The organism is Burkholderia stabilis, assembly GCF_001742165.1.
Taxonomy (GTDB): Bacteria; Pseudomonadota; Gammaproteobacteria; order Burkholderiales; family Burkholderiaceae; genus Burkholderia; species Burkholderia stabilis.
This window is the reverse complement of record NZ_CP016442.1, coordinates 387,036-407,285: the sequence shown is the minus strand read 5'-3', so window position 1 is coordinate 407,285 and position 20,250 is coordinate 387,036. Positions and strand designations below refer to the sequence as shown.

The 20,250-nt window shown below is 65.2% G+C and carries 19 protein-coding genes and 1 pseudogene; 8 read left to right on the top strand and 12 right to left on the bottom strand.

All coding sequences use genetic code 11. The annotated features are described in order from the left end of the window. Positions 1–75 precede the first annotated feature (75 nt). Positions 76–693 carry a 3'-5' exonuclease gene (locus BBJ41_RS01985; protein WP_069745090.1) on the top strand — a complete coding sequence of 206 codons (618 nt, stop codon included), beginning with the start codon at positions 76–78 and terminating at the stop codon, positions 691–693. Positions 694–941: 248 nt separating this feature from the next. On the opposite strand, the gene BBJ41_RS01980 is transcribed toward BBJ41_RS01985, so the two are convergent. Further along, positions 942–1,691: an SDR family NAD(P)-dependent oxidoreductase gene (locus BBJ41_RS01980; RefSeq protein WP_069745089.1), complete on the bottom strand. Its 750-nt coding sequence runs from the start codon at positions 1,689–1,691 to the stop codon at positions 942–944. A gap of 233 nt (positions 1,692–1,924) precedes the next feature. On the opposite strand from BBJ41_RS01980, the pseudogene BBJ41_RS38385 reads away from it, so the two are divergent. Then, a pseudogene (locus BBJ41_RS38385) lies at positions 1,925–2,961 on the top strand (LysR family transcriptional regulator). A 337-nt stretch (positions 2,962–3,298) separates the two neighbouring features. After that, a complete protein-coding gene (locus BBJ41_RS41060; protein WP_167362188.1) occupies positions 3,299–3,460 on the top strand; it encodes a hypothetical protein in 162 nt (53 codons plus the stop codon). Positions 3,461–3,538: 78 nt separating this feature from the next. On the opposite strand, the gene guaA is transcribed toward BBJ41_RS41060, so the two are convergent. The 5 genes from guaA to BBJ41_RS01945 all read right to left on the bottom strand — a co-directional run bounded on the left by guaA (position 3,539) and on the right by BBJ41_RS01945 (position 9,205). Continuing rightward, on the bottom strand, positions 3,539–5,158 hold the full coding sequence (guaA, locus tag BBJ41_RS01965; RefSeq protein WP_069745086.1) for a glutamine-hydrolyzing GMP synthase: 1,620 nt from the start codon (positions 5,156–5,158) through the stop codon (positions 3,539–3,541). A gap of 110 nt (positions 5,159–5,268) precedes the next feature. Continuing rightward, entirely contained in the window at positions 5,269–5,868 is a 600-nt protein-coding gene (locus BBJ41_RS01960) for a hypothetical protein (RefSeq protein WP_069745085.1), read from the bottom strand. A 6-nt stretch (positions 5,869–5,874) separates the two neighbouring features. Further along, on the bottom strand, positions 5,875–7,335 hold the full coding sequence (gene guaB, locus BBJ41_RS01955) for an IMP dehydrogenase (RefSeq protein ID WP_069745084.1): 1,461 nt from the start codon (positions 7,333–7,335) through the stop codon (positions 5,875–5,877). A gap of 272 nt (positions 7,336–7,607) precedes the next feature. After that, positions 7,608–8,414, bottom strand: a complete 807-nt coding sequence (locus BBJ41_RS01950; protein ID WP_069745083.1) for a DUF2182 domain-containing protein — start codon at positions 8,412–8,414, stop codon at positions 7,608–7,610. 26 nt (positions 8,415–8,440) lie between these two features. Then, a complete protein-coding gene (locus BBJ41_RS01945; RefSeq protein ID WP_069745082.1) occupies positions 8,441–9,205 on the bottom strand; it encodes a DUF899 domain-containing protein in 765 nt (254 codons plus the stop codon). A gap of 114 nt (positions 9,206–9,319) precedes the next feature. Between BBJ41_RS01945 and BBJ41_RS01940 the strand changes: the two genes are divergently transcribed. From BBJ41_RS01940 to BBJ41_RS01930, 3 genes are all read left to right on the top strand, one after another. Further along, on the top strand, positions 9,320–10,540 hold the full coding sequence (locus BBJ41_RS01940) for a DNA-binding protein (protein ID WP_069745081.1): 1,221 nt from the start codon (positions 9,320–9,322) through the stop codon (positions 10,538–10,540). Positions 10,541–10,571: 31 nt separating this feature from the next. Then, positions 10,572–11,252 carry a Vgb family protein gene (locus BBJ41_RS01935; RefSeq protein WP_069747545.1) on the top strand — a complete coding sequence of 227 codons (681 nt, stop codon included), beginning with the start codon at positions 10,572–10,574 and terminating at the stop codon, positions 11,250–11,252. 200 nt (positions 11,253–11,452) lie between these two features. Beyond that, positions 11,453–12,436, top strand: a complete 984-nt coding sequence (locus BBJ41_RS01930; protein WP_069747544.1) for a DMT family transporter — start codon at positions 11,453–11,455, stop codon at positions 12,434–12,436. Positions 12,437–12,490: 54 nt separating this feature from the next. Here BBJ41_RS01930 and BBJ41_RS01925 read toward each other — a convergent pair whose 3' ends face one another. Both BBJ41_RS01925 and BBJ41_RS01920 read right to left on the bottom strand, forming a co-directional pair. Beyond that, positions 12,491–12,814 (bottom strand): RnfH family protein, encoded by a 324-nt coding sequence (locus BBJ41_RS01925; protein WP_069745080.1) that lies wholly within the window; start codon positions 12,812–12,814, stop codon positions 12,491–12,493. 4 nt (positions 12,815–12,818) lie between these two features. Beyond that, positions 12,819–13,256: a type II toxin-antitoxin system RatA family toxin gene (locus BBJ41_RS01920; RefSeq protein ID WP_021159121.1), complete on the bottom strand. Its 438-nt coding sequence runs from the start codon at positions 13,254–13,256 to the stop codon at positions 12,819–12,821. Between the two features lie 98 nt (positions 13,257–13,354). Between BBJ41_RS01920 and smpB the strand changes: the two genes are divergently transcribed. Then, on the top strand, positions 13,355–13,801 hold the full coding sequence (smpB, locus tag BBJ41_RS01915) for an SsrA-binding protein SmpB (RefSeq protein ID WP_006758548.1): 447 nt from the start codon (positions 13,355–13,357) through the stop codon (positions 13,799–13,801). Between the two features lie 237 nt (positions 13,802–14,038). Here the strand turns inward: smpB and BBJ41_RS01910 are convergent, their stop codons facing one another. The 3 genes from BBJ41_RS01910 to ppsA all read right to left on the bottom strand — a co-directional run bounded on the left by BBJ41_RS01910 (position 14,039) and on the right by ppsA (position 18,050). Next, positions 14,039–14,974: an SPFH domain-containing protein gene (locus BBJ41_RS01910; protein WP_069745079.1), complete on the bottom strand. Its 936-nt coding sequence runs from the start codon at positions 14,972–14,974 to the stop codon at positions 14,039–14,041. 33 nt (positions 14,975–15,007) lie between these two features. Continuing rightward, positions 15,008–15,442: an NfeD family protein gene (locus tag BBJ41_RS01905; RefSeq protein ID WP_069745078.1), complete on the bottom strand. Its 435-nt coding sequence runs from the start codon at positions 15,440–15,442 to the stop codon at positions 15,008–15,010. Positions 15,443–15,647: 205 nt separating this feature from the next. Further along, the gene (gene ppsA / locus BBJ41_RS01900; RefSeq protein ID WP_069745077.1) at positions 15,648–18,050 is read right to left on the bottom strand and encodes a phosphoenolpyruvate synthase; all 2,403 of its coding nucleotides are present in this window, start codon (positions 18,048–18,050) and stop codon (positions 15,648–15,650) included. A gap of 375 nt (positions 18,051–18,425) precedes the next feature. Here ppsA and ppsR point away from each other — a divergent pair, with 375 nt between their 5' ends. After that, positions 18,426–19,241: a posphoenolpyruvate synthetase regulatory kinase/phosphorylase PpsR gene (ppsR, locus tag BBJ41_RS01895; RefSeq protein WP_047900996.1), complete on the top strand. Its 816-nt coding sequence runs from the start codon at positions 18,426–18,428 to the stop codon at positions 19,239–19,241. Between the two features lie 111 nt (positions 19,242–19,352). Here the strand turns inward: ppsR and BBJ41_RS01890 are convergent, their stop codons facing one another. Further along, a complete protein-coding gene (locus tag BBJ41_RS01890; RefSeq protein WP_069745076.1) occupies positions 19,353–20,135 on the bottom strand; it encodes a TrmH family RNA methyltransferase in 783 nt (260 codons plus the stop codon). Positions 20,136–20,250: the final 115 nt, after the last annotated feature.

Genomic DNA, 20,250 nt, shown 5'->3' with positions numbered 1-20,250 from the left:
AGTCTAGCGCAGGCCCGGAGATGCTAACCTCTCGGCCAAACCAAACGCCACCGCCAGAAGCAACAGGATTCACCCATGCAAACCGTCGCGGTACTGGACTTCGAAACAACCGGGCTTTCGCCGAATCTGGGCGACCGTGCCACCGAAATTGCCGTCATTCTTTTACGTGACGGGCAAATCGTCGACCGTTTTCAGAGTTTGATGAATGCGGGCAGACACATCCCGTCCGACGTCGTTGCGCTCACCGGCATCACGAACGACATGATTGCCTCGGCGCCGCCGGCGTCAAAGGTCATGAAAGAGGCAGCGGCGTTCGTCGGCAAGCATGCCGTCGTGGCCCACAACGCCGGTTTCGACAAGCGGTTCTGGCAGTCGGAGCTCGGGCTTCTCGACATGTCGGCCGAGCATTCCTTTGCCTGCACGATGCTCGTGGCGCGACGCATCTACCCGGACGCGCGAAGTCACCGCCTGTCGAGCCTCGCAGAGATGCTGCGGTTGCCGCAATCGGGGCGCGCGCACCGTGCGATGGTCGACGCCGAGATGGCCAGCCATCTGTGGTGCCGGTTGCAGCACGACATTGCCCGGAATTACGGACTGGACCGGATCGATCACGCGCTGATGGCAAAGGTCCAGACAACGAGCAAGGCGAAGGTGCCGATGTATCTGCGCTCGCTCGTACACGCGCACGCGTGAGCCTCCGATCTCGAACGGAGGCGCGACGCTTCCTGATCCCTACGATGCGTTAACGCAAAACGGCTTGGCAATCGCCAAGCCTTTTTTTGTCCAGACCAGCGTCGGGGCAGCAGACGAACCGAACCCGCTACACGCTTGAGACCTGTGGCGACATCAACCGATGCGCAGCGACACAAGCGGGACCCAACGCTGATTCGGCACGACCGCTCGGCAGCTGCCTCATCCTTGAGAAGGAGAGGCCGCCACGCTTAAATCTGAGCGGTTCCTCCGTCAACGTACAAGGCGCTACCCGTTACGTAGCTGCTTTCATCGGAGGCGAGAAATAGCGCGGTGTCAGCGACCTCGTCAGGTCGCCCCATTCGCTGAAACGGAGATCCCGACGCGACAAAGTCCTGGATTTCCTTCAGTTGTTCCGGCGTTTCTGCAAAATGATTCCATCCAGGCGTCGCAATCGGACCCACCATCAGCACATTGGCCCGAATGCGGCGCGGCCCGAGTTCATGCGCCCAGCCGCGCACGAAACTACGAATCGCGGCCTTCGACCCGGCGTACACACTAAAGGCAGGCGTGCCTTTGTCCGCGGCATTGGAACCCGTCATGACAATGGAAGCGCCTTCACGCAACAACGGGAGTGCTTTCTGCACCGTGAATAGCGCGCCCTTCACATTGATCGAGAACAGGTGCTCGTAGTGTTCTTCCGTCACATGCTCGAGAGGTACGAACTCGGCAACGCCTGCGTTGGCGACGACGATATCGATTGCGCCCGCTTGCTCACGTACAACTTGATAAAGTCGGTCGATATCAGCCAGCTTTGATACGTCGCCCTGCACTGCTACCGTGTTTCCTCCGATCTCCTCAAGGGCGGAGTTCAATTCCGTCTCACGGCGACCGGTAATGAATAAACGTGCACCTTCCTGTGCGAATCGCTTCGCGATTGCCAGACCAATACCACTATTGGCACCGGTCACCACCGCCACCTTTCCTTCGAGCCTTCCCATTTTTCACCTGTCATTTCGTCGTTGTTGAACACGCAACTGGTTATTCCCATACCGAAACAACCATGCCATCAAACTTTGGCCATTCTCTCAACGACCCGTACGATTAAGAATGCGCCATTCCTATTTTCTGAATTCAGGGATCGCAAATAACGGTGACTATTGAGTCGTGACTCTACCGTCGAGGACAAACCCCTTTCGTGTCGTCTGGGGGCATAGCACACCCCTGTACCGGCATGCCGCGAGTGCCTGCTGTTGAGGCACACACTTCGTTGCCTGGAAACCCGTGGAACGCCTCGTGCAATAATGCCGATCAGTTGATCTGCTCGATGCAGCAAATTGCTAAAACTGGAGGCAGAATGGATCGCCTACGGGCCATGAGGATATTTGTGCAGATCGTGGACACCGGGAATTTCAGCGGTGCCGCAGAGAGTCTCGGGATACCGGCAGCGACCGTCACACTCGCAGTCAAGGATCTTGAAAAGACGCTTGGAGTACGACTACTCAATCGCACAACCCGCAGTTCAAGTTTGACGCAGGACGGTGCTACTTACTATAAGGTTTGTACACGTGTCCTCGCGGAACTCGATGAGGCCGAGGCGCTATTTCATGATCGCGTTAATCGTCCGCAAGGACGATTAAGAATCGACGTTCCACCATCCGTGGGTTATCGCATACTCATTCCCAACCTTCCCAAGTTTCGCGATGCCTACCCTGACATTCAGCTCTCCATCGGGATGAGCGACCGTCCAGTGGATCTCATCCAGGACGCCGTTGATCTCGCGATTCGCGTTGGCAGGCTTGAAGATTCCTCGCTGATCGCACGTCAACTGGGCAGCTTCGAATTCGTCATCTGCGGCTCGCCCAACTATTTCGCGAAGAACCCTCCTCCCCAGACGCTGGCTGACCTATCGCGCCATCAAGGCGTTCGTTATTTTTCAACCCAGACAGGCCGCCAAGTCGATTGGACCCTTGAGATTGACGGTGAGTCTCGAGCCCTCGACCTGATCGATAGCGTCGCAGTCAACGATGCCGACGCCTATTTGCAATGCGGGCTACATGGCCTAGGGTTGATTATGGCCCCCGTTTCATGGCCGAGCCTCACCTGGCCAAAGGTGAGCTAATCGAAGTCTTGAGCGGGTTGGAGCCGAAACATATGCCGGTGTCCGTCGTCTATTTGCAGGACACGACACGCTCGCCGAGGATCCGTAGCTTCGTTGACTGGGTGGCAGGTGTATTCGCAAGCATATTGCCGACCGGACCGCGAAAATGAACGCCTCACGCGCTCATGGATGTCCGGCAAGACGCCGACTTCGATAGGTTCGGCCGTCATGTCCCGGAAGTGCGCTTCGAAGGTCGCTGCAAAATCCTCGGGCTCGCGAGGCGCCGGCATTTTCCAGGCAGGCCTGGTGCTGCCCGTTAGGTAGACAAGAAAGGTCCGCTGGAGCATCTCGCCTGCCCGCTCGTCTTTCAGCAACAAACGACATCAAAGCGATCGCGGGGATGCTGCCTCGACAATGCCGCAGCCAGCTTGCCTGCTGTGTCGGTGAGTATCGAGGCTTTTCTCCGGTTCGTGACGGCTTTTACCGTCAGAACCCAGGAGACTGCTGATGCTCGGAAAACCGCATGAAACCAGCTTTCCCGAAAAGACTTTTACCGTCAAAGACGGCTTTGGTCTGGATAGTGAACGAGAGGGTCTCGATCCGGCCTTCGGTTCTTACCGCCAGCGCTACCGCGAGCCAGTTCTGCCGGCCGACGATAGCCATCGATAACTACCGCGACGCATTTTTTAAATCAACACGTTACGGTAGTGTTTCGATAGCTGGCGATAGTCCCCGAAGGACGTCAATTCACTCCCACTCGATCGTCGCCGGCGGCTTGCCCGAGATGTCGTACACCACCCGGTTGATCCCGCGCACTTCGTTGATGATCCGGTTCGACGCACGACCGAGCAGCGCGTACGGCAGGTGCGCCCAGTGCGCGGTCATGAAGTCGGTCGTCTGCACCGCGCGCAGCGACGTCACGTAGTCGTACGTGCGGCCATCGCCCATCACGCCCACCGACTTGACCGGCAGGAACACCGCGAACGCCTGGCTCGTCAGGTCGTACCAGGTCTTGCCGACGTCGGCCTCGCCGCACAGGCCCGCGGCCGCATCCTGCGCGGTCGCGGTCGTGTTGCGCAGTTCCTCGATGAAGATCGCGTCCGCGCGGCGCAGCAGGTCCGCGAACTCGCGCTTCACTTCGCCGAGAATCCGCACGCCCAGGCCCGGGCCCGGGAACGGATGGCGGTACACCATCTCCGGCGGCAGGCCGAGCGCCACGCCCAGTTCGCGCACTTCGTCCTTGAACAGGTCGCGCAGCGGTTCGAGCAGCTTCAGGCCCAACGTTTCCGGCAGGCCGCCGACGTTGTGGTGGCTCTTGATCGTCGTCGCCTTCTTCGTCTTCGTGCCGCCCGATTCGACCACGTCCGGATAGATCGTGCCCTGCGCGAGCCACTTCGCCTTCGACAGCTTCTTCGCTTCGGCCTGGAACACCTCGACGAACTCGCGGCCGATGATCTTGCGCTTCGCTTCCGGGTCGGTCACGCCGGCCAGGTGGCCGAGGAACTGATCGGCCGCGTCGACGTGCACGACCTTCGCATGCAGGCGGCCCTCGAACATGTCGAGCACCATCTTGCCTTCGTTCAGGCGCAGCAGGCCGTGGTCGACGAACACGCAGGTCAGCTGGTCGCCGATCGCGCGATGGATCAGCGCGGCCGCGACGCTCGAATCGACGCCGCCCGACAGGCCGAGAATCACTTCCTCGTCACCCACCTGCTCGCGAATCTTCGCGACGGCTTCCTCGATGTGGTTGCGCATGATCCAGTCGGGCTTCGCACCGGCGATCTGCAGCACGAAGCGCTCGATGATCTGGCGGCCCTTCACCGTGTGCGTGACTTCCGGATGGAACTGCACCGCGTAGTAGCCGCGCGCTTCGTCGGCCATGCCGGCGATCGGGCAGCTCGGCGTCGACGCCAGCAGCTGGAAGCCCGGCGGCAGCTCGGTGACCTTGTCGCCGTGGCTCATCCAGACCTTCAGCATCCCGTGGCCTTCGGCCGTCGTGAAATCCTCGATGCCGTCGAGCAGGCGCGTATGGCCGTGCGCGCGCATTTCCGCATAACCGAATTCGCGCTGGTCGCTCCACTCGACCTTGCCGCCGAGCTGCACGGCCATCGTCTGCATGCCGTAGCAGATACCGAGCACCGGCACGCCGAGATCCCACACGGCCTGCGGCGCGCGCAGCTGGTGGTCTTCGTACGTGCTCGCGTGGCTGCCCGACAGGATCACCGCCTTCGGCGCGAATTCGCGGACGAATTCGTCGGACACGTCGTTCGGATGGATTTCGCAGTAGACGTGCGCTTCACGCACGCGGCGCGCGATCAGTTGGGTGACTTGCGAACCGAAGTCGAGAATCAGGATTTTGTCGTGCATGGCTGCGGACGGGATGAAGAGAATAAGAAAAGCAGCGCATTGTCATGCGCTGCGTCAAAAGCATGGACGGCGGCGTCGGGCGGCAGGCGGCACGCGCGACGCATGACCGGTCAATCCTGCATCGGCGGGCGCTCGTCGAGTGCGACGGTGCCTGACGATTGATCGGATCTGGCCGAAGCCGGCGCGGTTGCCGCCGCGGGACGGCTGGCGACGGGTTCGACACGCTGCGGGGCGGGCGACGCCGCCGGCGCCATCGCCGGCTCGGCCGGACGCTGCGCAGGCGCGCGCGCCTCGAGCGCTTGCGCCTTCTCGCGCCGGCGCACGGCCGATGCGAGCCGCACGCCGCCGAGCCCGAGCACGATCAGCGCGACGCCGGCCACGGCCGACAGCACCCTGCCGGCGGCCGCGAGCGCGGGGCCGCTGCCCGTGCCGATCGACCACACGATCGTCAGCACGCCGGTCAGCCAGTTCACATGGCCGACCGCACGCGCGACGGGCGCCGTGAGATCGCCGTTGAACGCCGCATGAAACGCGAGCCACGCGAGCCCGAGCAGCGCGATGCCGAACGCCTGGCCGAGCATCGCCGGCTGGACGTTCGCAAGCTGCAGCGCGTTGAAGAGCGACTGCCAGGGCGTCAGCACGAACAGCACGCCGAACGCCAGCAGGAGTACGGCATCGATGATCAGCACGGCTCGCAGCAGCGGTTTCATCGGCGATCAGTCCACGTGATAGTTCGGTGCTTCCTTCGTGATCTGCACGTCGTGCACGTGCGACTCGCGCATGCCCGCAGCGGTGATCTGGACGAATTCGGCCTTCTCGTGCAGCTCGTCGATCGACCGGCAGCCGCAGTAGCCCATGCTGGCGCGCACGCCGCCGACCAGCTGGAACAGGATCGCGTTGACCGAGCCCTTGTAGGCGACACGGCCTTCGATGCCTTCCGGCACGAGCTTGTCGATGTTCGCCGAGTTGTCCTGGAAATAGCGGTCTGCTGCGCCGTCCTTCATCGCACCGACCGAACCCATGCCGCGGTACGACTTGTACTGGCGGCCCTGGTACAGGAACACGTCGCCCGGCGCCTCTTCGGTGCCCGCGAACATGCTGCCCATCATCACCGCGTTCGCGCCGGCCGCGAGGGCCTTCGACACGTCGCCCGAGAAGCGCACGCCGCCGTCGGCGATGCACGGCACGCCCGTGCCCTTCAGCGCTTCGGCCACGTTCGCGATCGCGCTGATCTGCGGTACGCCGACACCGGCGACGATCCGCGTCGTGCAGATCGAGCCCGGGCCGATACCGACCTTGACCGCGTCCGCGCCGTATTCGACGAGCGCCTTCGCGGCGGCAGCCGTCGCGATGTTGCCGCCGATCACTTCGACGTGCGGGAAGTTCTGCTTGACCCAGCGCACGCGCTCGAGCACGCCCTTGCTGTGGCCGTGCGCGGTATCGACGACGATCACGTCGACGCCGGCCTGCACCAGCAGCTCGACGCGCTCTTCGTTGTCGGCGCCGACGCCGACGGCCGCGCCTGCGCGCAGCTTGCCGTGTTCGTCCTTGCACGCGTCCGGGTGCTCGGTCTGCTTCGTGATGTCCTTGACGGTCATCAGGCCGCGCAGTTCGAACGCGTCGTTGACGACCAGCACGCGCTCGAGGCGGTGGCTGTGCATCAGCGCCTTCGCTTCGGCGAGCGGCGTGCCTTCCTTGACCGTGACGAGGCGATCGCGCGGCGTCATGATCGACTTGACCGGCTCATCGAGACGCGTTTCGAAACGCAGGTCGCGGTTCGTGACGATGCCGACGAGCTGCGGGCCTTCGACGACCGGGAAGCCCGAGATGCCATGCTGGCGCGACAGCGCGATCACGTCGCGCACCTTCATTTGCGGCGGCACCGTGATCGGATCGCGGACGACGCCGGATTCGAAACGCTTGACCTTCGCGACCTCGCGGGCCTGTTCGGCCGGCGTGAGGTTTTTGTGGACGATGCCGACACCACCCTGCTGCGCCATCGCGATCGCGAGTCGACCTTCGGTGACCGTATCCATGGCGGCGGATACGAGCGGCATGTTCAGGGAGATGTTGCGGGTCAGCTTGGTCTTGAGGCTGGTGTCGCGCGGCAGAACGTCGGAGAAGGCGGGAACGAGGAGCACATCATCGAAAGTGAGTGCTTTTTGGATCAGACGCATGGCAAATCCTATGGGCGCAAAAGCGAATTATACGCGAAGCGCTGCGAATTTTCACAACACGAACAACGGCTTAGCCGTTTTCCGGCGGTCGGGGGCCGAATCGTTCGGATCGCCGTTCGGTTCGTTTTCGATCGCCTTTCGTTTCACCGCCGCATCGGGCCAATCGCGCAACGGGCCGCGCCCCGGCGTGCAAGACTGTCGCGGACGGGCCACACGGCCGTGACGGCCGCCCGTCGGGCAGCCCGGCAACGGGCCGGATCAGCCCCCCGGTCTTACGGCAGCCCCGCTGCGTGCGCGAGCATCGCGATGCCGCCCCCGATCACGATGCAGCCGGTCATCCGCGCTACACGCTCGCCGGCCGGCACGAGGCGCTCCGCGGCAATCGCGACCGTCACGGCGGCCATCACGCGCAGATCCATCACGCCGGCCGCCAGCGAGATCGCCATCAGGTTCCCGCAACAGGCGCTGCAGTGCATCGCGGCGCGCACGCCATACCGCCATGCGGCCCCGGCATCCGCTCGCGACATGCGCGCATCCGTCGCCGCATGCCGGCAACACGCCAGCCGCCGCACCTTCCACGCCGAGAATTGCAGCACGCCGGCGCCGGCCACGACCGCGCCCGCCGCAAACGGCACCGCACGGGCGAGCACCGGCAGCCGTGCCGCGGCAGCCGCCAGCGCGGTGCCGGCTGGAAACGCCAGCGCGCCGAACGCCATCCATACCGCGAAATACCCGGCGCCCGCGATGACGACGAGCCAGGCCGGGCGTGCCGAGGCCAGCGGGCCGATGCCCTGCCGGTATCGCCAGAGCGTGGGCGCCAGCACCGGCAGCATCATCGTCACCGTCATCGCGCCCCACATGCCGGCAAACGCGGCGAACGCGCGTCCGGCCCCCCATCCGCACGGCCGCAGCCACGCGGCGGACGTCGTCCAGCCGCCGGGCATCGGTTCGCCACCCATCGCGTCCATCGACGCGTGCTGCGCCAGGGTCGCCATCGCGGCCGCGGCGAACACGGCCACGAACGCCGCCGCGAATGCCCGCGGATCGGGGCCCGTATTGCCGGTTGCCGGCCGTGTCATCCCGCGCTCCCGTCCGCCGCCCGCGCTCAGCCGCGCGCGTACTCGTCGTGACGACGCCACCAGGGGCCCGCCTCATTGCGCCCGCGCGGCGCGCGATCGAGCCACTGGTACATCCCCCACAGCCCGTCGAGCCCGCGCGCATAGGTCGAGTACGTGTGATAGACGACACCGTCGTCGCGCACGAACGCGCTCATGCCCGGCCGGTCGAGCGAGTACGTGACCGCATCGGTGCCGCACGTCGCCGCGAACTGCGCGACGGGCGCCGGCGGCGGGTCCATGTCCATCGCGTGGCCGGCCCGCGCATAGTTGTATTCGACGTCGCCCGCGCGCTGCTGCGTTTCGGTGAACGACACATTGAAGTCGAAATTGAAATCGCTGCCGACCGACGACGCCCACGGAAAGCGCCACCCCATCCGCTGCCGGTAGGCGAGCAGCTTCGCGAGCGGCGCGCGCGACACGGCCGCGAGCGTCACGTCGTGGTTCGCCAGGTGCACGGCGAAACCGTCGAAACCGTCCGCGAGCGCCGAGCACGACGGGCAGCCGGCCTTGTAGTCGGGGCCGAACATGAAGTGATAGACGAGCAGTTGCGAACGGCCGCGAAACAGGTCGTCGAGCGTCGCCTGCCCGTCTTCGGTATCGAACCGGTAGGTCTTGTCGACGCGCACCCACGGCAGCGCCTGGCGCCGCCGCGCGAGTTCGTCGCTTTGCCGCGTCAGCGCCTTTTCGGCATCGAGCAGCGCGCGGCGCTCGGCCAGCCATTCGTCGCGTGTTCCGGTGAGATGGATCGTCATTGCGGGTTCCTCCTTTCGATGGATATCCGGGCACGGCATACAGGGCCGTGTGCGTGGTGCTAGATTAGTGCCGGGCATCGGACCGGAGGGAGTGACAAGTGTGTCGGGATTCGGATGGATTCGCTGATTACCGCAGCCGCACGCGCGCTCGCGGCCGGTGACGCGCTCGGCGCGCTGAACCGCGTCGCGCTGCGGGACGACGCGCCGGCGCTCGCGCTGCGCGGGATCGCCATGGCGCAGCTCGGCGATTTCGAACGCGCGCGCGCACTCGTGCGCGGCGCCGCACGCGCATTCGGCGCGAAGGAAGCCGTGGCGCGTGCGCGCTGTGTCGTCGCCGAAGCCGAGATCGCACTCGCGTCGCGCGACCTCCACTGGCCGACACGCGCGCTCGACACCGCATGCGCGACGCTCGACGCGCACGGCGACCGCGCGAACGCCGCGCATGCGCGCTATCTCGGCGTGCGCCGGCTGCTGCTGATCGGCCACATCGACGATGCCGAACGAATGCTCGCGAACCTCGATCCGTCGCCGCTGCCGGCCGCATCGCGCGCCGCCCATGAACTGATCTCGGCCGGCATCGCGATGCGCCGCATCCGCGCGCACGCAGCCCGCGCGGCGCTCGCCCGCGCGCATGCGGCCGCCCGCGACGCCGGCATCGCCGCGCTGACAGCCGAAGTCGACACCGCATCGCGCGTGCTCGATGCGCCGGCTGCGCGACTCATCGTGCGTGGCACGTCGCGGCTTGTGCCGCTCGACGAAGTCGAAACGCTGCTGGAGTCGAACGCGCTCGTCGTCGACGCGTGCCGCCACACCGTGCGCGACGCGCGCACGACCGTGTCGCTCGCGCGTCGCCCCGTGCTGTTCGTGCTCGCCCGCGCGCTCGGCGAGGCATGGCCAGCCGACGTATCGAGAAACGCGCTCGTCGCCGCCGCGTTCCGCGCGAAACATGCGGACGAATCGCATCGCGCGCGCCTGCGCGTCGAGATCGGCCGGCTGCGCGCGGTGCTGCGGCCGCTCGCGAACGTCACCGCGACGCCGCGCGGTTTCGCGCTCGAGCCGCTCGGCGTACGCGAGACCGTCGTGCTCGCGCGCCCGGTCGACGATCGCCACGCGGCCGTGCTCGCGCTCCTCGCCGATGGTGAGGCGTGGTCGAGTTCCGCGCTGGCGCTCGCGCTCGGCGCGAGCCAGCGCACCGTGCAGCGCGCGCTCGACGCGCTCGCCGAAGCGGACAAGGTGCAGGCGCTCGGTCTCGGCCGCGCGCGCCGCTGGATGACGCCGCCGCTACCCGGATTCGCGACGACCTTGTTACTCCCCGCTCCGCTGCCGGGCGATTAGGATGGGCTCATCGAACGACGAGGTAACGAACATGAAGCGCTCCAACGCAGACATCATTCGCGAATACGGCCCGTTCCCGGGCGTCGACGGCGTACACGGCGTCACGTTCGACGGGCAGCACGTGTGGTACGCGTCCGGCGACAAGTTGAATGCGCTCGATCCGGACAGCGGCACGACCGTGCGTGCGCTCGACGTCGCCGCGCATGCAGGCACGGCGTTCGACGGCCACCACCTGTTCCAGATCGTCGAGGACCGCATCGAGAAGATCGACCCGGAATCGGGCCGCGTGCTCGCGACGATTCCCGCCCCCGGCGGCGGCGCCGACTCGGGGCTCGCCTGGGCCGAAGGCACGCTGTGGGTCGGCCAGTACCGCGAACGCAAGATTCATCAGGTGGATCCGCAATCGGGCGCCGTGCTGCGCACGATCGAATCGAACCGGTTCGTCACCGGCGTCACCTGGGTCGACGGCGAGCTGTGGCACGGCACCTGGGAAGCCGACCAGAGCGAACTGCGGCATATCGATCCGCGCACGGGACAGGTGCTGGAGCAGGTCGACATGCCGCCCGGCGTCGGCGTGTCGGGGCTCGAATCCGACGGCCGCGACCGCTTCTACTGCGGCGGCGGCAACAGCGGCAAGCTGCGCGCCGTGAGACGGCCGGCGCGCGCATCGAGCGACGGCGCCGGTGCGGCGCCCGATCCTGCCGACGGCTGATTCGCACCGACGTCCGATCCCCGCCGCCCCTCGGCGGCGAACCCTCGACACCGCGACAATCAGGAGCGGATCGCAACCGCTCCCGATTGTCGCGGGGCACGCCCAAGCCCCGTCATACCCCGAGTGCAGGAATGAACAAGACGCCGCTGCGCCGGCGTCGCTAAGATGCGCGCACGTCAGTCATGTGTTCGGAGCAGTCGATGCAGCGCGGTGTGGTCTATGGTGTCCTGGCAGGTGCCCTGTGGGGCATGGTGTTTCTCGTTCCTCGGCTGCTGACCGACTTCTCGCCGCTGCTGCTGAGCGTCGGCCGCTACGCGATGTACGGCCTCGTGTCGCTCGCGGCCGCGCTGCCGGCCGCCCGCTCGCTGCTCGCGCGGCTCACCCGCGAAGATCTCGTCGCGCTCGTGAAGCTCGCCGTCGTCGGCAACGTCGCGTACTACATGCTGCTGTCCGGCGCCGTGCACCTGATCGGCATCGCGCCCAGCTCGCTGATCGTCGGTGTATTGCCCGTCACCGTCACGCTGGCCGGCCTCGGCGACCACGGCGCGGTGCCATTGCGGCGGCTCGCCGCCCCGCTCGCGCTGGTGATCGCAGGCATCGTCTGCATCAACGTCGATCTCTTCACGTCCGAGGCCGCGCACGCGACGACGCTCGGCCAGAAGCTCGCGGGCATCGCGTGCGCGGCCGGCGCGCTTGCGAGCTGGACCTGGTACGCAGTCGCGAACACGCGCTACCTGCAGCGCCATCATCATTTCGGCGGTAACGAATGGTCGGTGCTGTGGGGTGTCGTGACCGGCCTGATCGGCGGACTTTGCTGGATCGCGATCCTCGCGCTGCCGGCCGGCACGGTGCAGGCGGCCGTCCCGGCGTCGCGCTGGCAGTTGTTCTGGCTGCTGAACCTCGTGCTCGCGATCGGTGCGTCGTGGCTCGGCAACGGGTTGTGGAATGCGGCGTCGAAGCGGTTGCCGCTCACGCTGTCGGGCCAGCTGATCGTGTTCGAAACCGTGTTCGCGATGCTTTACGCGTTCGTCTACGACCAGCGGATGCCGCACGTGCTCGAAATCGCCGCGCTCGTGCTGCTGCTCGCCGGCGTGTACGGGTCGGTGCGACAGCACGGCGATACGCCCGCCGGCGGCAATACCTCGGGCGGCACACCGGCAAAAGCAAACGCCGCGGCCCACTGAGCGCCGCGGCGTTTGATCAGACGAATCGGGGCGAGAGACGCAGAACCGCGCGCGTCAGCGCGCATCCTTGTGCATCCACTTGCGGCCCTCGATGGAGCCGTCGCGGCGGGACTTGTCGACGCGCCGCTGGCGCGCCAGTTTCGGATCGACGATCAACGGGCGGTAGATTTCGACACGATCGTGATCGACGAGCGTTGCGTCGAGCGGCGCGAGCTTGCCGTACACGCCCGTCTTCGCATGCGCGAGATCGATCTCCGGATGCAGCGCGAGCACGCCGCTCGCGTCGATCGCGGAGCGAACGGTCGCCCCTTCGGGCAGCGACAGCGGAATCAGTGTCTGACGGTCCGGCAACGCATAGCAGACTTCGATCGACAGCATCGCGTCACCCCTTCCCGTAGCGCTGGTCCGCGCGCTTCACGAACGAATCGACGAACGTGTTCGCGATATGGCTGAACACCGGCCCGATGATCTTTTCGAGCAGGATGCTCGAAAACTCGTAGTGCAGCGCGAATTCGATCTTGCACGCATCGGCGCGCAGCGCGGTGAAGCGCCACGAACCGGTGAACTTCTTGAACGGGCCGTCCGTGAACTCCATGTCGATCCGCGTTGGGCGCTGTTGCGTGTTGCGCGTTGCGAAATGCTGCTTGATGCCCTTGAAGTTGATGTCGATGCGCGCTTCCATCCCGCTCTCGTCCTGACGGCGAACCTCGACGCCGCCGCACCAGGGCAGGAAATTGGGGTAATCGGCCACGTCGGTGACGAGGTCGAACATCTGTTCCGCCGAATGGCGGATCAATACGGTTTTCTGGACATCTGCCATAAATCGCGCGGCATCGCTGAAGGTGAGAACGCAAGCCGGGCGATTCCCGCCCTGCTTTGCTAAAATCGTGATTTTAAACGAGTTGGCCCGATCCTTTCATGAGCATCATCGACAACAGGAAAGCGCACTTCGATTATCACATCGAGGAACGCTACGAAGCGGGGCTCGTGCTTGAGGGCTGGGAAGTCAAGGCGCTGCGCGCCGGGCGCGGCCAGATCAAGGAAGGCTACGTCGTGGTGAAGAACGCCGAGATCTTCCTGATCGGCACCCATATCAGCCCGCTGCCCGAAGCCTCGACGCACATCACCCCCGACCCGGTTCGCACGCGCAAGCTGCTGCTGCACCGTGAGGAAATCAAGAAACTGATCGGCAAGGTCGAGCAGCGCGGGTACACGCTCGTGCCGCTGAACTTCCACTACAAGGGCGGTCGCGTGAAGTGCGACATCGCGCTCGCGAAGGGCAAGAAGCTGCACGACAAGCGCGAAACGGAGAAGAAGCGCGACTGGGAACGCGAAAAGGCGCGCATCATGCGCGCCGGCACCTGACGCGCGTGAATCGCATCACAAACGATACGGCCCGCTCGAAGCGGGCCGTGTTGCTTTGTACGGTGTGAGTCGCGGAGGCCGGGCTGCCGGCGGAATTCCACACGCGACGCTGCCCGTTCGACAGAACGCATGCGCCGGCAACGCCCCATGAACTTCGCTCGAACCGGCCCGGCTGCGCGACGATTCGCCGCATGCCAATCGCATGCGGCGGCCGCCCGCGCATCGGGCATTTCCGGCTCAGCCCTTCCCGCCCGCGGCCGGTGAAGCGTTTTTGACGATCGACATCGCCGACGCGATCGCACTGCCGAGATCCGACAGGTTCGACGGCACGATCAGCGTGTTGCCCTGCTTCGCGAGATTCGAGAACGCGCCGACGTACTGCTCGGCGACCTTCAGGTTCACCGCATCCATCCCGCCTTGCGACTGGATCGCGCTCGCGATCTTCTGGATCGCCTGCGCGTTCGCCTCGGCCACCGCGAGAATTGCCGCGGCCTCGCCCTGCGCCTGGTTGATCGCGGCCTGCCGCTCGCCCTCGGATTTCTGGATCGCGGCTTCGCGCGCGCCCGACGCGAGGTTGATCTGCTCCTGCTTGCGGCCTTCGGATGCGGCGATCAGCGCGCGCTTTTCGCGCTCCGCGGTGATCTGCGCCTGCATCGCGTGCAGGATTTCCTTCGGCGGCGTCAGGTCCTTGATCTCGTAGCGCAGCACCTTCACGCCCCAGTTCGCGGCCGCCTCATCCAGCGCCGACACGATGCTGTGGTTGATGAAGTCACGCTCCTCGAAGGTCTTGTCGAGCTCGAGCTTGCCGATCACCGAACGCAGCATCGTCTGCGACAGCTGCGTGATCGCGAGCACGAAGTTGCTCGACCCGTACGACGCCTTCATCGGGTCCATCACCTGGAAATACAGCACGCCGTCGACCTGCAGCTGCGTGTTGTCGCGCGTGATACAGATCTGGCTCGGCACGTCGAGCGGAATTTCCTTCAGCACGTGGCGATACGCGATGCGATCGACGAACGGCAGCACGATATTGAGACCGGGCGACAGCGTCGCGTGATAGCGACCGAAGCGCTCGAGCACCCACGCATGCTGCTGCGGCACGATCTTCACCGTCTTCGACACGATCACGATGGCGATGACGAGCAGGACGACCCAGATGATCAGCGAATCCATGAAGTGTTCCCTCCTTGTTGTATCAGCGGACGATCAGCCCGCGGGTTTCGCCACAACCACGAGACAGTTGCCGCGCACGGCGCTTACCTGATATACGCGCGCATCGTCGCGTTCGCCGTTCGCGAGCTCGACGTCCCAGTCGGCGCCGCGATACTGCACGCGCGCGCGGCCGTCACGCCACGCGTCGACCGTGACGGTCGAGCCGATGTCGAGATTGACGTCGGGATTCGTCGACGTGTCGCGCTTCTGCTTGCGGCCGAGCCCCGAGCGGCGCAGCACGATCATCGCGACGATCGCGACTGCGGCCGCCGCGCCGAACTGCACATGCGGCGCGAAACCGGCCAGTTGCAGCAAGCCGCCGGCGAGAAAGCCAAGCGCGATCATCAGCAGGTAGAACGTGCCCGTCAGCAGTTCGGCCACGACCAGCACGCCCACCGCGACCCACCAGAACAGATGCCCCGACATCATTTTGGCCTCCAGAAAAACGCCCCCGATACTCACTATATTCGTTGCCGCGAGCGGAGGCGACCGGCACGCCCGGATCGGCACCTTGCGTACCGACAAACAAAAACACCCCGGTGCGTACCGGGGTGTTTATAACACGAACCTTGCATTTTGCCTTCAACGAAAACGCGGCGGCACCGCGCTTTCGCCGAAGCAGCATCACCGACCGTTACTTCCGGTTGGCGGCCAGCGCCTGCCACGTATCGATGATCGTGTCGGGGTTCAGCGAGATCGACACGATGCCTTCGTCGGTCAGCCATTGCGCGAAGTCCGGGTGATCGGACGGGCCTTGGCCGCAGATACCGACGTACTTGCCCATCCGGAGGCAGGTGTCGATCGCGCGCTTCAGCAGGAACTTGACGGCCGGGTCGCGCTCGTCGAAGTCGACGGCCAGCAGCTCCATGCCCGAGTCGCGGTCGAGGCCGAGCGTGAGCTGCGTGAGGTCGTTCGAGCCGATCGAGAAACCGTCGAAGTGCTGCAGGAACTCTTCGGCGAGGATCGCGTTGGTCGGGACTTCGCACATCATCACGAGGCGCAGGCCGTTTTCGCCGCGCTTCAGGCCGAACTTCTCGAGCAGGCCGACGACACGCTCCGCCTGCTTCACGGTACGCACGAACGGCACCATGATCTCGACGTTGGTCAGGCCCATCTCGTCGCGCACACGCTTCAGCGCACGGCACTCCATCTCGAACGCCTGGGCGAAGTCTTCAGCGATGTAGCGCGACGCGCCGCGGAAGCCCAGCATCGGGTTTTCCTCGTCCGGCTCGTAACGCGAACCGCCGATCAGCTTCTTGTACTCGTTCGACTTGAAGTCGGACAGACGCACGATCACGGGCTTCGGATAGAACGCCGCAGCGATCGTCGCGACGCCTTCCGTCAGCTTGTCGACGTAGAACTGGCGCGGCGACGCGTGACCGCGCGCGACGCTCTCGACAGCCTTCTTCAGGTCCTGGTCGATGTTCGGGTACTCGAGAATCGCCTTCGGGTGAACGCCGATGTTGTTGTTGATGATGAACTCGAGACGCGCAAGGCCCACGCCGCCGTTCGGCAGTTGCGAGAAGTCGAACGCGAGCTGCGGGTTGCCGACGTTCATCATGATCTTGACCGGGATTTCCGGCAGTTCGCCGCGCTGCACTTCCGTGACTTCCGTCTCGAGCAGCCCGTCGTAGATCTTGCCTTCGTCGCCTTCCGCGCACGACACGGTGACGAGCGCGCCGTCCTTCAGAATGTCGGTCGCGTCGCCGCAGCCGACCACCGCCGGCACGCCGAGCTCACGCGCGATGATCGCCGCGTGGCAGGTCCGGCCGCCACGGTTCGTGACGATCGCGGCCGCGCGCTTCATCACCGGCTCCCAGTTCGGGTCGGTCATGTCGGCAACCAGCACGTCGCCCGGCTGCACGCGTTCCATTTCCGACGGATCCTGGATCACGCGCACGGGGCCCGCACCGATCTTCTGGCCGATCGCACGGCCCGTCGCCAGCACCTGCGACTGGCCCTTCAGCTTGAAGCGCTGCTCGGCCTTGCCGCTCGCCTGGCTCTTCACCGTTTCCGGGCGCGCCTGCAGGATGAAGATCTTGCCGTCGCGGCCGTCCTTGCCCCACTCGATGTCCATCGGACGCTGGTAGTGCTTCTCGATGATGACCGCGTACTTCGCCAGCTCGATCACGTCCTCGTCGGTGATCGAGTAGCGGTTGCGCTGCTCGTGCGGCACGTCGACCGTCTTCACGCGGCCCGGCTCGCCCGGCTGCGTGAATTCCATCTTGATCAGCTTCGAGCCGATCGAGCGGCGGATGATCGGGTACTTGTCCTGGGCGAGCGTCGTCTTGAACACGTAGAACTCGTCCGGGTTCACCGCGCCCTGCACGACGGTTTCGCCCAGGCCGTAGCTCGACGTGATGAACACGGCGTCCTTGAAGCCCGATTCGGTGTCGATCGTGAACATCACGCCGGCGGCGCCGACGTCCGAGCGGACCATGCGCTGCACGCCGGCCGACAGTGCGACCTCGGCGTGCGTGAAGCCCTTGTGCACGCGGTACGAGATTGCGCGATCGTTGTACAGCGACGCGAACACGTGCTTCATGCGGTCGAGCACGTCGTCGATGCCGACGACGTTCAGGTACGACTCCTGCTGGCCGGCGAACGACGCGTCGGGCAGGTCTTCCGCGGTCGCGGACGAGCGCACGGCGAACGACAACTCGCTCGGCGAGCCGTTCTTCAGGATTTCGAACTGTGCACGGATTTCCTGCTCGAGGCGCGCCTGCATCGGCGCGTCGACGATCCACTTGCGGATTTCGGCACCGGCTTCGGCGAGCGCCTTCACGTCGTCGATGTCGAGCGACTCGAGACGTTTGGCGATGCGGTCGGTAAGGTCGTTGTGCTTGAGGAAATCGCGGAAAGCGAGCGCGGTCGTGGCGAAACCGGTGGGCACGCGAACGCCTGCTTCGGAAAGCTGGCTGATCATCTCGCCGAGCGACGCATTCTTGCCGCCGACGATCTCCACATCGGTCATCCGCAACTGCTCGAACGGAATTACATACGCCTGGTCCTTTGCGACGTTTGCTGCGTTAGTCATACAAGCCCCTAAGTGTGAAAAAAATGCTCGATCGCGCAAGTGGGCTTGGACGCGGGCGCTTGCAAAAAGGCGCGGCGCGTCTTGCGCAACCTGTTAGATAAACAATCGCAGCGGCGGAAATCTTCCGACCCGATTTGCAAAATCCCGGCAGAAGGGCGATATTTGCAGACAAATCGCCAAACTTGCCGGGAATTTTCGAATCGAGCGGCCAAGCCACGGGCGCCGTACGCACCCTGCCCCCGCAATTGCTTATCCAACAGGTTGCCGCTATTCTACCGTGCCGGCTGCCGGATGTGGCGCGACCTTGTCACTGCGTCTGGAGGCGAACCTCCAGCCGCCCCGCGCAACCGCCCTTCACGTTCGACGCCCAGATTCATGCTGCCTACCGTTTTCATCGTCTCCGACGGCACCGGGATCACTGCCGAAACCTTCGCGCACTCGATCCTCTCCCAGTTCGACCAGAAATTCCGTCTCGTACGCGTGCCGTTCGTCGACTCGCTCGACAAGGCCTATGCGACCGTCGAGAAGATCAACGAGGCCGCCGTGCACGACGGCCGCCGCGCGATCGTGTTCACGACGCTCGTCGACAGCGAGTCCAACGACATCGTCAAGCGCTCGAACGCGCTCGTGCTCGACATGTTCCAGCGCTTCGTCGAGCCGCTCGAGCAGGAGCTGGAGCTCAAGTCGAGCCACGCGATGGGCCGCGGCCACCAGAACGCCGACACCGAGGAATACAAGACGCGGATCGAGGCGATCAACTTCTCGCTCGCGCACGACGACGGCCAGTCGAACCGCAACCTGTCGGAGGCCGACGTGATCCTCGTCGGCGTGTCGCGCAGCGGCAAGACGCCGACGAGCCTGTATCTCGCGATGCAGTACGGCGTGAAGGCAGCGAACTATCCGCTGATTCCGGAAGACTTCGAACGCGGCAAGCTGCCGTCGGCGCTCTCCGCGCACCGCGAGAAGCTGTTCGGGCTGTCGATCGACCCGCAACGCCTGTCGGAGATCCGCAACGAGCGCCGTCCGGGCAGCAAGTACGCGGCGCCGGAAAACTGCCGCTACGAGATCAACGAGGCCGAAGCGATGATGCGCCGCGAAGGGATCAAGTGGCTGTCGTCGACGCACAAGTCGATCGAGGAAATCGCGACGACGATCCTGCAGGAAATCCGTCTCGACCGGCAGTCGTACTGAACGCCTGCGCGCCGGCGGCCATCGGCCGCCTGCCCGGCCGGAACTGCCGGAAACAAAAAGGCCGCGTCGAACGCGGCCTTTTTTCATTGTGCGACGGCGCACACCCCGGCATCACACGCGCCGCTGCTGCCGTACCTGCTCGAACAGGCAGACCGCTGCCGCTGCGGCGACATTCAGCGACTCCATCCCGCCCGGCTGCGGAATCGTCACGCGATGCGTAGCCGCATCGCGCCAGAACGCCGATACGCCTGCACCTTCGTTGCCGAACACCCACGCGACCGCCCCCGACAGATTGCAATCGTAGACCGCCTGCGCGCCGTGCGAATCGGTCAGCGCGACCGGTACGTCGAGCCGCGCAGCAAGCGCGTCGGCCGCGACGTCCTCGTGGATCGACAACAGGAAATGCGCACCCATGCCCGAGCGCAGCACCTTCGACGACCATGCGTAGGCCGTACCGGGCGCGCAGAACACATGGCGCACGCCGGCAGCCGCCGCGCTCCGCAGGATCGAGCCGACATTGCCGGCGTCCTGCACGCCGTCGAGCACGACCGACGTGTGCGTCACGCGTTCCGGCAGCGGCTGCGCCGGCCGGTCGACGAGCAGCAGGAAACCGACGCCGCTGACGACGTTCGACAACTGCCCGAACAGCGCATCGGGCAGTGTGACGATCCGCTGCGCATCGATGCGCGCGATGATCGCCTGCGCCTCGGCATGGCCGAGCGCGCCTTCGGTCGTCACGCACAGCTCGGGCGTCGCACCCGTATCGAGGTATGCGCTCGCGAGATGGAAGCCTTCGAGCAGCGCCTGGCCGCTGCGGCGCTGATGCGGCGTCGAACCCGCGAGCGTCTTCAGGCGCTTGTACAGCGGGTTGTCGCGGGAAGTAATGCTTTTCATTGAAGGGCCTGTTCCCGCTAATAACGGGCTTGCGAACGTGCCTTGCCGGCTGCAGTGCAAGAAGCAAGGAGCGCCGTTTGGCCGAGCCAAACAAGCGACGCGCGACGCCGCAATG